The following is a 12469-nucleotide window of genomic DNA, read 5'->3' on the forward strand; positions in this document are numbered from 1 at the left end:
TATGCTGCCGAAATGACCGCCTGACAGGCAGAGGTCTCGCCCCTCTCAAATAGGCGAAAACAAGTTGGCAATCCCGGTGAAGCACATCCCGTTCGCGAATTGCTCAAAGGCCAGATCGACCATACCTGTACAAAGTTCGGTTCTGCCATCGGCTGAGTTACCCCCCCCCCCCCCCCCCGAAATTCGGACACTGACGTAAGCACCACTGTCGGATGACAGCGACAACGATGATGACTAACGAGCTGTTCTTGCCCGGGCTTTGTCATGTTGTTGACGCGGCCCGGCTGCACGCATAGCCATCGGGCATGATCAGCCAAGTTTCACAGCCGCGTCTGAAGGGCTTCCGGTTCCCTCGGTCCATCATCTCTTATGCCATCTGGGCGTACCATCGGTTTGGCCTGAGCCTGCGCGATGTCGAGGATCTATTGGCGGAACGGGGCGTAATAGTCTCGTATGAAAGCATCCGGGTGTGGTGCCAGCGGTTCGGAACGCAGCTAGCGGCCAAGATCCGTCGCGATCGCCCGGTTCCCGCCGACAAATGGCACCTGGACGAAGTCGTGATTTCAATTCGAGGGCGAAAACATTGGCTTTGGCGAGCGGTCGACGCTAACGGAGACGTACTGGAGATCCTGATGCAAAGCCTCAGAAATGCCCATGCCGCCAAGCGTTTCCTGATGAAGTTAATGAAGCGATGGGGTGTGCCACGCGTCCTCGTGACGGACAAACTGCGCAGCTATGGCGTGGCCGTCCGTGACCTTTGCCCAAGCGTATATCATCGATCCCACAAGGGTTTGAACAACCGATCAGAGGCGTCGCATCGACACACACGACGAAGAGAAAAAATCATGGGTCGTTTCAAATCCCCACGCCAGGCGCAGCGTCTTCTATCCGTCCATGATCAGGCCGCGACCATCTTCCGACCAAAACGCCACCGCCTTTCCGCAGCACCCTACCGCCAATCTCGGGCTGACGCGTTCAGCCTGTGGAACAACTATGCGGCTGAAATGGCTGCTTGAACGGGGCGCGGTTCCTGGTCTCGTCCTGACAAAACAACCTGACAAAGCCCACCGTTCTGCAATTGCTCGGCGGCTAACTCTCGGCGCAAAGCTGAAGCTGCTTTCTAATTAGCAGCGAAAGGGGTTCTATGTTTCAGAGTGATCAGGGATCAAGGATCAAGGATCAAGGATCAGAAAGAAAGATCGCGGTGCGGGAGCTGATATGCAAATTATTCGACAGCATGATTTGGTGGAAACACCATGGAAAAACGGCGGCGGCATAACGCGTAATATCGCTCAAGAAGGAGATACAAGCGGCCCTTTGTGGCGCTTGAGCATGGCGGATGTCGATCGGAATGGGGAGTTTTCCAGTTTCCCGGGCATGACCCGTATTTTGACCGTGATCAAGGGCGATAACATGATGCTCCACAGGCCGAATGGCGCTATGCTGGCGCGCTACGCGGTGCCAATGACCTTTGACGGGTCCACGCCGATAACAGCCACGCTGGGCCAAGGGCCGATACGTAACTTCAACCTGATGTTCGATACCGCGCAATGCGTGGGTAAGGCGCGTGTTGTGCGTGAGCCTGGTGTCACTGACTTTGGGCGGGCAGATCAAACGGGCGTCCTGCACGTGATCGCGGGACACGCGCAGGTAGAGGGGGCTGTGTTGGATATGGGTGATACGGTCATCAGCACGGCCATGCCGATAAGTTTCGATTTACCTGATGATGCAGCGGCATTGATCATCACCCTGCGCGCCAAAGACTAAAGCAATGTGATACGCGGGTAGCGATCGTATGGCGTGCGCTGCGCCGCAGTGTCTGGCACGGGGGCCATAATGGTCTGCCATCGCAAATCCGTCGCTTGGTCCTGTCGGAAGGGCCGCTTTTGCAATTCTATCTGGCGACCGCCCACAACGGCATTTTCAGGAATGAGCTGAACCCGTCGACGATTCTAGCCAGGTAGGTAGAGGTTTGCGCTTTCACAGACGAGGCTCACATGCAGCATCGCTGAACCGCCGAACTCTGCCCGGCTGGTCAATACTGCATGGTGATGCGATGACCGCGGCGATAGGTCAGTTGCACGAAGGTGATTGTCCGTCCCTCAAGCCATGTCATGCGCTCAGTCTGAAATAGAGCATCGCCTTTGGTGCAGTCCAAGTAATCAGAGACAGCGACGTCTGCCGTGATGGCGTGGAAGCTGATTTGCGCATCGGTGAAAGGCACAGTGGACACCAGCCACTCATTAGGACCGACATCTGCAAAATCGTTCTGTTCGGCTTCGGGCAGAGCGCTCAGGTTGATCCATCGATCTTCGTGCTGATAGGGCGCGCCATCGGCATAATGCATGCAAGTTAGGTGGAGCACATGATCGTCACGATCTAATGCCATGCGGGCGCGCAGCCAGCTGGGGGCGAGTTCAGCTTTACTTTGTACCAGCGCGTAGCGATAGGTCGCGCCGAAGTCTTCGATCTCTTTTCCGACGATCGGGATGTTCATCCGCACATGCCGGATTGGGTTCCGGCGTACCCTCGTGCCCGCCTTGCGGCGGCGCTCGATAATACCATCTTCGGCCAACTCACGCATCGCGCGATTGACAGTGGCCCGCGAGCAGCCATAGCTCGCCGCCAGGTCGACCTCGTTCGGCATGGCGCTGCCGGGGGACAGTTCACCGCGAGTGATCTGGCGCAGGATATCGGCTTTCACCTCACGATAGGTAACGGACATGATGCGCTCTCCGACGCTATGACTAAGGCGGGGGAACCCGGCGAATTGATCCTGAAAGATATAGACATAAGGTGTAAAAGGCCAGACATAGGCTATTAGCTGTCGAAACTGCGCGCCACATGGGTCTGAAAGGCCGTAATAAGCGACGCGGTATGAGCGTGCGGCACGCGGGCCAGTGCGATGCGGTGGGGCACGAGGGGGTCTGAAAGCTCCAATCGGGCGACAGGATGGCCGTCGCATGCGGTGTCTTGTGCAATGTCGGTGGCCATCAGGCCAACCCCCATGCTGTTGGCCACCATGGCGCGCAACATCTCGACCGAACCCGTTTCATGCGCGATGCGCGGGCGGATGCCGTTCATCTGCGCCAGTGTCAGGAAATAGTCCCGGCTGTGCGGCAGGTTCATCAGGATCAGGGGGGCGGTCAGTAGCTCTGCCATCGACACCGTGCCGCGCCCGGCCAAAGGGTGTTCGGCGGCCACCAGCCCATAGGGGCGCACATCCGCCAGCGGTATGATCTCAAGCGACGAGGGCAGACCGAAATCATAGATCAGCGCAAGGTCGATACGCCCGTTCTCCAGCCAACGGGTCAGTTGGCCCAAATCGCCTTCGTGCAGGTTAATGGTTGTTGCAGGATTGGCCTTTTGAAAGCTGCTCACCAAGGCGGGCGCATAGCGCGGGCCAAGGGTCGAGAAGACCCCGAGGTTCAAGTCCTCGGTGCCGCTGTCTTGTGGGTCAAGCACCGTTTGCGCCTGTGCGCGGAGGCTTCGAAGGGCGCGAAGCTTGCGCAAACCGAAGGCAGTGGGGGCGATGCCTTGGCCCGCGCTGCGCACAAACAAGGGGCGGCCAAAGTGATCCTCTACCTTGGCAATCGACAGCGAGACAGCAGGTTGCGACACGTTTAACGCCCGCGCGGCAGCGGCGGTGCTGCCTGTTTCAGCGGCGGCGATAACATAGTCGATCTGGCGAAGGCTTATGGGTATAGATCGCATGTATAGCTCTATTGGCAATGTGTATTTCTACTTATACCGCGACATCCGCTATCCTCAACCGAACATCATCGGAGGATCATATGTCCACGCAGTCTCTCAACTCTCATCCATCTCGACCCCTAGACGGAGTGCGTGTGCTTGATTTCACGCGCGTCCTAGCGGGTCCTTACTGCACGGCGATGATGGCTGATTTGGGCGCCGATGTGATCAAGGTCGAAGCTGCCCACGGCGACGACTATCGCCATATCGGCCCGTTCAAAGATGGCGAAAGCCTGTTGTTTCAGGCAATCAACCGGGGCAAACGCTCTATCGCGCTGGATCTGAAATCGCCAGAAGCGATCGCCACCATCAAAGCGCTGCTGGCGGAATGCGATGTATTGATTGAAAATTTCCGCCCCGGCGTGATGGAGAAGCTGGGTTTGGGGTATCCGGCGCTGAGCGAGCTCTTCCCACGTCTGGTCTATGTGTCCGTATCTGGCTTCGGCCAAAGCGGCCCGAACGCCAAGAAGCCGGCCTATGACATCATCGTTCAAGCCATGAGCGGCCTGATGGATGCCACGGGCGAGCCTGATGCTGCGCCGACGATGGTGGGCGAGGCAATGGGGGATGTGGCGGGCGGCCTGTTCGCGGCCTGGGGGACAATGGTCGCCCTGTTTGAACGCAGCCGCACGGACCGCGGTCGCCATGTGGATGTAGCACTGTTCGACGGGCTGGTCTCCATGATGCCCATTCTGGCCTGTCGAACCTTGATGGGGGAAGAGACCCCCACGCGCACCGGCAACCGCCACCCGCTCTCCGCCCCCTTCGGCAACTATCAGGCGAGCGACGGGCATTTCGCACTGGCCGTTCTGAACGATCGGCTTTTTGCCACCTTTTGCAATGTAATCGGTCAGCCCGGTCTGGCACAGGACGCCCGCTTTGCCAGTGATCCTCTGCGGCGTGAAAACGAACCTGCGTTGGCTGCGTATATCGATCAATGGGCCGGTGCATTGCCGGTGGATGAAGTGGTCGAGCAACTCTCTGCAGCAGGCATCCCCGCGTCGACTATCCAGACGGTCGCCGAAGCTTGGGCCTCTCCCCAAGCCGTGGAGCGTGGCCTTGCCTCAACCGTTACGCATCCGGATTTGGGCGTTCTGAACCTGCCCGAGCAACCTGTGCATTTCAGCGGTGTTGCCCGAGGCGGACGCCGACCAGCCCCAGCCTTGAACGCTGATGAACGTGATATTCTGAATACACTTAAGAAGGACCAAAGCGCATGACCACCTATCCTATGAGCGACGACGAACGCGCGCTGGTTGCACAGATCGAACGGTTCTCGAAAGAGGTGTTGAGCCCGAAAGCAGCCCAGATCGACGAAGAGGCGCTGTTTGCCACTGTTCACTTGGACGCCATGGCAGAACTAGGTTTGTTAGGTCTGAATTTGCCGGAAGACCACGGCGGCATCGGCCTTTCTGGCCCGGCGCTCTATTCAGCCGTTGAGGCGATTGCGGGAGCTTGCGGCTCGACCGCCTCGATGCTGACAGCCCATTTTCTGGCAACGGATTCGCTGCTTCTCGGCGCGGATGCGGATTTGCGGGCGCGTATTCTGCCCGATGCGGCGGCGGGGAAATCGCTGGGCGCCTTTGCGCTGACCGAGCCTCAAGCCGGCTCGAACCCGGCCGATATGCGCACCACCGCAAAGCGGGAAGGCGATGGTTACCGGATCAAAGGGACTAAATGTTTTATCTCCAACGCAGGGGCGGCGGATTTCATCGTGGTCTATGCCAAGACCGACCCAGAGGCCGGCGCTCGCGGCGTCAGCGCCTTTGTCGTGGCGCCGAAAGAGATCGAAGGAATTTCCGTTGCGCCGCATGAGAAAACCATGGGGCTGAAGGGCGGGCATGTCTTTGGCATCAGTTTTGATTGCTGGATGCCGGAAGAAAACCGTCTGGGGGAGGAAGGTACGGGCTTTCGCACCGCGATGAAAGTGTTGGACAATGGCCGGATCGAGGTTGCCGCGCAGGCCACAGGCATTGCCGACGCTGCCCTGAAGGCGGCGATTTCCTATGCGAAGGAGCGTCAGGTCAGCGGCCATGCGATTGCGGAGTTCCAAGGGTTGCAATGGATGCTCGCTGACAGCGCTACCGAACTGGCTGCCGCCCGCGCATTGGCGATGCAGGCGGCCACGCTACGCGGCACTGGCGTGCGCTATTCTAGTGAATCCGCATTTGCCAAACTCTACGCCAGCGAAGCGGCATGGCGGATTGCCGATCGGGCGCTGCAAATTCACGGCGGCTACGGCTACACGCGGGACTTCCCGTTAGAGCGTTACTTGCGCGACTTGCGGATATTCCGAATCTATGAGGGATCGTCTGAGATACAGCGCACAATTATTGCGCGGGGTTTGCTTGCCTAGGTGGGTTTTTATACTGGGACAGATTGACTCTATTATGTGTTTACATAAAAGTTTTATGCACGAATTTGATTGAGGCGCAGCGAGGGTCCTGTGCCTTGATCACCATAGCATGACTGTAGGAGGGTCACATGCAAAGACGGACATTTCTGACAACCGGGGCCATCGGCACCGCAGCCACCGCATTGGCAAGCCCTGCCATTGCGCAAGACAAACGCCAATGGAAGATGGTTACCGCATGGCCAAAAAATCTGCCCGGGCCAGGGGTGGCCGCGCAGTTGCTGGCCGACCGGATCACGACGCTTTCGGGAGGGCGCATTGAGGTCAAACTGTTCCCTGCGGGTGAACTTGTTCCCGGACGTGGCGTTTTTGACGCGGTGAGTGAGGGCACCGCTGAACTCTATCACGCTGTACCGGCCTATTGGGGTTCGAAATCAAAAGGTATTCTGCTGTTTGGTTCGCAACCTTTCGGTCTGCGTGCTGATGAGCAAGTTGGCTGGATGATGCATGGTGGTGGGCAAGAACTCTACGACGAAATGTATGGCCGTTTCGGTATCAAACCATTCCTCTGCGGCAACTCTGGCCCGCAATGGGGTGGTTGGTTCCGCGAGGAGGTCAAATCTGCTGAAGATCTGAAAGGTATGAAGTTCCGCACCACTGGACTGGCGTCGGAAATGGCCGCGAAGATGGGCATGGCCGCTGAAGCGATGGGCGGTGCGGACATGTTCCAAGCACTGCAAACCGGCGCTTTGGATGCGGGTGAGTTCATCGGTCCGTGGACCGACAGCGCGCTAGGCTATTATCAGGTCGCCAAGAACTACTATTGGCCCGGCGTGGGTGAGCCTTCGTCTGCTGAGGAGTGCGGCGTCAACGCGGACGTGTTCAATGAACTGCCAGACGATCTAAAGCTGGTGGTAAAAGCGGCCTGCGATAGCCTGTATAACCAGGTCTGGACCGAATACCTGACCAAACATGCCCTCGCTTTGGAGGCGATGGTTGCTGAACATGGCGTTCAGGTGAAGATGTTCCCCGAAGATGTCATCACGGCGATGGGTAAAGCTGCTGGCGAAGTCATTGATGACTTGCGCAATGATGACGACGAGTTGGTGAAGCGGATTACTGAAAGTTTTGTGGCTTATCGCGACTCGGTCGGCCAATACATGGTCTATGCCGACAACGGTCAAATGAATGCGCGTAACCTCGTTATGGGATACTGATATCTACCAAGGGCGCGGCGCTGGCTGCGCCCTTGTGACCTTTGAGATGGGAGAGGGCGGGCGATGGAGCAACTGGCGAACGCGTTGGACAGGGTGAACCTAGGCGTGGCCTATGTGGTGCGTTGGTTGGCTCTGGCAATGATGCTGGTGCAATTCATCATCGTTGTCGGGCGCTACGCCTTCGGCCTGAATTCCATCGCGCTGCAAGAAAGCGTGCTCTACATGCATGCAACCCTGTTCATGTTGGCGGCGGGGTATACGCTGCTGGTCGACAAACACGTAAGGGTCGATGTGTTCTATGCAAAAGCGACACCCAGCGTGCGGCGGCGGATCGACATTTTTGGCCATCTGTTTCTGCTGATGCCCTCGATGATCGCCTTGATCTACTGGTCTTGGCCATCCGTGCGTAATTCCTGGAAAATTCTTGAAGGCCCGATTTCGGTAGGTGGGATTGAGGCCGTTTTCCTGCTCAAATCCTTAATTCCCGCGTTCTGTGTCCTTGTGATACTACAATCGCTTGCTCTGTTAATCCGCCTCTTGGCTGAGAAAGAGACCTGATGATCCCATACCTCGACCTTATCATGTTCGCTGCACTGATGGGCGCGATACTCTTGGGATTTCCTGTCTCCTTCAGCATCGCCGGCGTGGCCGTGGTCTTTGCCTATCTAGGCTGGGCTCTGGGGCAAATGGACATCGGTTTGCTGGGCGCGTTGGGCCAGCGGATGTTTGGCATTCTTACCAACCCGGTCCTGATCGCCATCCCCCTCTTCGTGCTAATGGGGGCGTTGCTTGAGAAAAGCCGGATCGCCGAGGAGCTATTGGACACGATGGGCCGGCTATTTGGGCAGCTGCGCGGTGGTTTGGGCATCTCGGTCGTGTTGGTCGGCACCTTATTGGCGGCATCCACCGGTATTGTCGGGGCAACCGTGATCGCGATGGGAATGATCGCGCTGCCAACGATGCTGCGCGCGGGATACGATCCGCGGGTGGCCTCGGGGATCGTCTGCACGGCCGGAACGTTAGGGCAGATCATCCCCCCCTCGACTCTTCTGATCATCTTAGCGGATGTGATGTCGACTTCATTCCAACAAGCCCAATATGAGCAGGGCAAATTTTCGGTCGAAACACTGTCGGTTGGCCAGTTCTTCGCCGCCGCAATGATTCCCGGGTTGGTGCTCGTCTGTCTTTACCTGATCTATATCGTGGCGCGCGGCTGGCTGCGTCCCCAAGAAATGCCGCCCGCACCGATTGATCTAGCCAAGCCCGATTGGCGCGAGGTGGTCGGCGCGGTGATCCCGCCGGTTTTGCTGATCGTTGCAGTGCTGGGGGCCATACTGGGCGGCATCGCCACCCCGACGGAGGCGGCATCGGTTGGCGCCATTGGCGCGTTGCTGATGACCGGATACCGGATCGGTCTGGCGCCGCGCACCATCCTGCTGGGGACTGTCGCCTTGGTCGCTCTGGGCATTCTGGCCGGCGCCTTTCCGGTCCGTTTTCAGCGCAGTGACCTTACCTTTAACGCTTATGTGCTTGGTGTTTTCTATGTCGGGCTGGCGGCGCTCGGCGGGCTGTCGATCCTGTTTGCCTTGCGGGCGGCGTTGCAAAAAGGTGTCGTGCAACAGGCGATCATGTCGACCATGACCATGACCTCTATGATATTTGCGACGATCATCGCGGCGGGCTTCTTTAGCCTTGTGTTCATCGGACTAGGCGGAGAAGAGCGCGTCGCGAGCATTTTGGCTGAGATGCCGGGCGGCGCAAATGGTGCATTGGTTTTCTGCATGATCGTAATCTTCGTTATGGGCTTCTTCCTCGATTTCGTCGAAATCTCGGTCATCGTGCTGCCGCTGATCACGCCAACGTTGATCTTGCTGGGCCATGATCCGATCTGGCTGGGCGTTTTGATCGCGATCAACCTGCAGACATCGTTCCTAACGCCGCCATTTGGCTTTTCGCTGTTCTATCTGCGCGGTTCGGCCCCGAAAGAGGTTACGACAGGACAGATTTACGCGGGTGTACTACCCTTCATCTGCCTTCAGATCTTGGGGTTGTCGTTGATTTGGTTGTTGCCGTTCCTCGCAACATGGCTGCCTGCAGTTCTGTTTTAAAGAAGGGGAGGCCACAATGGGGACGACACCCTCAACCAACGACCGCAGCAGAATCTTCTCAAAGGTCATGTTGCTTTCGTATTCGTCGATCTGAGTTGGACGCCGGACCTCGACAAATAATCGGCCACCGTCTCTAAGTTCGGATCATTGGTCACCTTTCCGAAGGCAAGCGCTGCTATCGCATATTCTCACCCGCATCATAGATGCTTCGCATAACGCATTTCTGTTCCTGTGACGCGGGCAAGCGGATCAAAGAGCTAATGCACCGGGATTGCCAACTTGTTTGCGGTGCGGCGCTTGGTTAGGCGGTAGGTATGAATATACCATCCTCGATGCAGCGCCTGAAAGGCTACCGTTTCCCTCGTGAGATCGTTGCATATGCCGTCTGGGTGCGTATTCCGGGGTGATCCGCCCACCGATTCCGATTTGATGCGCCCACCCGTTCCGATTTTATCCGCCCACCGATTCCGGGGTATCCGCCCACCCCTGTGACGTGCTGCTGCGAGGCAATCTGTAACCGGCTACCTTTCGTCCTTTTGGCATGAAAGAAGCCCGATGAAGAGATTGCCGATGCGGAAGATACGAGATGTTTTGCGGCTGTCAGCCGAGGGCCTACCAACCCGCCAGATCGCAGCGAGTCTGGCGATTGGGCGAACAACCCTTCGGGGCTACCTTGATCGCGCTACTGAGTTGGGTCTGGGCTGGCCGCTGCCAGCAGAGATGTCTGATACGGACCTTGAGCGATGCCTCTTTCACCGAGCTCACCAGAACACCCAACGGATCGAGACGCAGCCTGACTGGTCGTATATTCACCGCGAGTTGCGTCGGAAGGGCGTAACGCTGTCACTTTTGTGGGAGGAACATCGCTCCGACCACCCCGAGGGATACGGCTACTCCCGATTTTGCGAACTTTACACGCGGTGGGAAGGCAAGCTGTCGCCGGTGATGCGACAGCGTCACCCGGCGGGCGAGCGGCTGTTCGTCGATTACGCGGGGCACACCATCGACGTGATTGATCCTCAGACCGGGGAAGTGCGCGCGGCACAGCTGTTCGTCGCGACGCTTGGGGCCTCAAGCTATACCTTTGCAGAGGCGACCTGGACGCAATCGCTGCCGGATTGGATCTCGAGCCATGTGCGTGCCTTTGGCTTCCTTGGGGGTGTGACGGCGCAGGTCGTGTCCGACAACCTGAAGGCCGGGGTCACCAAAGCGTGCTTTTACGACCCTGTGATCAACCGAACCTATGCGGATCTCGCCACCCATTACGACACAGCCGTTGTGCCCGCGCGGCCGCATAAACCAAAGGACAAGGCAAAGGTCGAAGGGGCGGTCTTGCTGGTCGAGCGCTGGATTCTGGCGCGGTTGCGCAATCGGCAGTTCTTCAGCCTCGGGGATGTGAACGCTGCCATTCGCCCGTTGCTTGACCAGCTCAACGACAAGGTCTCTCGGCATCTTGGGGCCAGCCGCAAGCAGTTGTTCGAGCAGTTGGATAAGCCCGCCCTGAAGCCGCTCCCGACGGCTCCATATGTCTATGCCGAATGGAAGAAGTGCCGAGCGGGGCTGGATTACCACGTCGCAATCGACAAGCATTACTATTCCGTGCCCTATCAGTTGCTGAAGAAAGAGCTGTGGGCTCGCATCACCGCCCGCACGGTCGAAGTCTTCCATGTTGGACAGCGTGTTGCTTCCCATGTGCGCACTTCTGGAAACGGCAGACATTCTACACAGCGCGAGCACATGCCAGCGCACCACAAGTTCCGCGAGGACTGGACGCCGCAGCGTATTATCGCACGGGCCGCTCGCGTCGGGCCGAATGTCGCCACCTTCGCAGAGGTTGTGATGCGCGAACGCAAGCACCCCGAACAGGGCTACCGGAGCTGTCTGGGTGTCATTCGGCTGGCCGACAAGTTCGGTGCCGCCCGCCTCGATGCGGCGTGCCGCCGCGCGCTCGAGATCAACGCCCGTTCTTACTCGTCACTCCAATCCATTCTCAAGAATGGGCTGGAGAGCAAGCTCCGCACCCGCGCCACGGAGGAGCCTGCAATCACCCACCCCAACATCCGTGGCGCCGATTATTTCCATTGAAAGGAACACAATGCTTGATCACCCAACCCTCGATCATCTGAAGGCCCTGCGGCTGGACGGTATGGCCGAAGCATTTGCCGAGCTGCAAGCGCAGGATGCCGCAGCCGACTTCAGCCACGCTGAATGGCTTGGCTTGCTCGTTGACCGTGAGGTCGCCAGCCGTGAGACCAAGCGGTTTGAAGCTCGGATGCGCTCGGCCAGGCTGCGCCATGTGGGCGCCTGCCCAGAAGATGTCGATTACCGCGCGCGCCGTGGTCTCGACAAGACGCTGTTCCAGAGTCTGCTCACCGGTAGATGGATCACCGACAAGCGCAATCTGATCATTACCGGGCCCTGTGGTGTCGGCAAAACTTGGCTCGGATGCGCACTGGCGCAAACAGCCTGTCGCGACGGTGTCACTGTGGCCTACAAGCGAATGCCGCGTCTCTTCGAAGAACTCGAACTGGCCCATGGCGACGGGCGCTTCCCCCGCCTGTTCCGCAGCATCACCAAAGCACAGCTGCTCATCCTCGATGACTGGGGGCCAGACCGACTGACCGCCACGCAACGCCGGGATCTCATGGAGATCGTGGAAGAGCGCTACGGTCGCGGCTCAACGATGATAACCAGCCAATTACCCATCAAGGCTTGGCATGACGTCATTGGCGAACCAACCTTCGCTGATGCCATCCTCGACCGCATCGTTCACAACGCTTACCGCCTCGAACTCAAGGGGCCGTCTATGCGGAAAAGCGTCACCAAAATGGATGACGAAAACCCTCAAACCTGATAACCCCAACCCACTGCCTCACGGCAACGCGTCACAAGTGGGCGGATACCCCGGAATAGGTGGGCGCATGTTGTCGGAATGAGTGGGCGGATACTCCGGAATACGCAGTCTGGGTCTACCATCGCTTCGCGCTCAGCACGGCGGATGTCGAGGATCTTCTTGCCGAACGGGGTGTGATGGTCAG

General features: G+C 58.2%; 11 protein-coding genes and 1 pseudogene. 10 read left to right on the top strand and 2 right to left on the bottom strand.

Annotation, left to right across the window (positions count from 1 at the left end; genetic code table 11):
* Positions 1–305 precede the first annotated feature (305 nt).
* Both ACGYLQ_RS19995 and ACGYLQ_RS20000 read left to right on the top strand, forming a co-directional pair.
* A complete protein-coding gene (locus ACGYLQ_RS19995; protein WP_394444529.1) occupies positions 306–1016 on the top strand; it encodes an IS6 family transposase in 711 nt (236 codons plus the stop codon).
* A gap of 202 nt (positions 1017–1218) precedes the next feature.
* Positions 1219–1767, top strand: a complete 549-nt coding sequence (locus tag ACGYLQ_RS20000) for a HutD family protein (protein ID WP_322343866.1) — start codon at positions 1219–1221, stop codon at positions 1765–1767.
* Positions 1768–2035: 268 nt separating this feature from the next.
* On the opposite strand, the gene ACGYLQ_RS20005 is transcribed toward ACGYLQ_RS20000, so the two are convergent.
* A complete protein-coding gene (locus ACGYLQ_RS20005; protein WP_394444530.1) occupies positions 2036–2725 on the bottom strand; it encodes a GntR family transcriptional regulator in 690 nt (229 codons plus the stop codon).
* Between the two features lie 95 nt (positions 2726–2820).
* Positions 2821–3714: a LysR family transcriptional regulator gene (locus tag ACGYLQ_RS20010; RefSeq protein WP_394444532.1), complete on the bottom strand. Its 894-nt coding sequence runs from the start codon at positions 3712–3714 to the stop codon at positions 2821–2823.
* A gap of 80 nt (positions 3715–3794) precedes the next feature.
* Between ACGYLQ_RS20010 and ACGYLQ_RS20015 the strand changes: the two genes are divergently transcribed.
* From ACGYLQ_RS20015 to istB, 8 genes and pseudogenes are all read left to right on the top strand, one after another.
* A complete protein-coding gene (locus ACGYLQ_RS20015) occupies positions 3795–4973 on the top strand; it encodes a CaiB/BaiF CoA transferase family protein (RefSeq protein WP_394444534.1) in 1179 nt (392 codons plus the stop codon).
* Complete coding sequence (locus tag ACGYLQ_RS20020; RefSeq protein ID WP_394444536.1) at positions 4970–6109, top strand: acyl-CoA dehydrogenase family protein; 1140 nt, start codon at positions 4970–4972, stop codon at positions 6107–6109. Before ACGYLQ_RS20015 ends, ACGYLQ_RS20020 begins: the two co-directional genes overlap by 4 nt.
* Positions 6110–6237: 128 nt before the next feature.
* Entirely contained in the window at positions 6238–7323 is a 1086-nt protein-coding gene (locus ACGYLQ_RS20025) for a TRAP transporter substrate-binding protein (RefSeq protein ID WP_394444537.1), read from the top strand.
* 63 nt (positions 7324–7386) lie between these two features.
* Entirely contained in the window at positions 7387–7881 is a 495-nt protein-coding gene (locus ACGYLQ_RS20030) for a TRAP transporter small permease subunit (RefSeq protein WP_276155086.1), read from the top strand.
* Positions 7881–9431 (top strand): TRAP transporter large permease subunit, encoded by a 1551-nt coding sequence (locus ACGYLQ_RS20035; protein WP_276155087.1) that lies wholly within the window; start codon positions 7881–7883, stop codon positions 9429–9431. Before ACGYLQ_RS20030 ends, ACGYLQ_RS20035 begins: the two co-directional genes overlap by 1 nt.
* Before the next feature lie 314 nt (positions 9432–9745).
* Positions 9746–9820 (top strand): annotated as a pseudogene (locus ACGYLQ_RS20040) (IS6 family transposase); the annotation flags it as partial.
* 166 nt (positions 9821–9986) lie between these two features.
* Complete coding sequence (gene istA, locus ACGYLQ_RS20045; protein WP_394444539.1) at positions 9987–11516, top strand: IS21 family transposase; 1530 nt, start codon at positions 9987–9989, stop codon at positions 11514–11516.
* 10 nt (positions 11517–11526) lie between these two features.
* Positions 11527–12285, top strand: a complete 759-nt coding sequence (gene istB / locus ACGYLQ_RS20050; protein WP_067261980.1) for an IS21-like element helper ATPase IstB — start codon at positions 11527–11529, stop codon at positions 12283–12285.
* Positions 12286–12469: the final 184 nt, after the last annotated feature.

Origin of the sequence: Sulfitobacter sp. 1A12779 (assembly GCF_043557315.1) — a bacterium.
GTDB classification, from domain to species: domain Bacteria; phylum Pseudomonadota; class Alphaproteobacteria; order Rhodobacterales; family Rhodobacteraceae; genus Sulfitobacter; species Sulfitobacter faviae.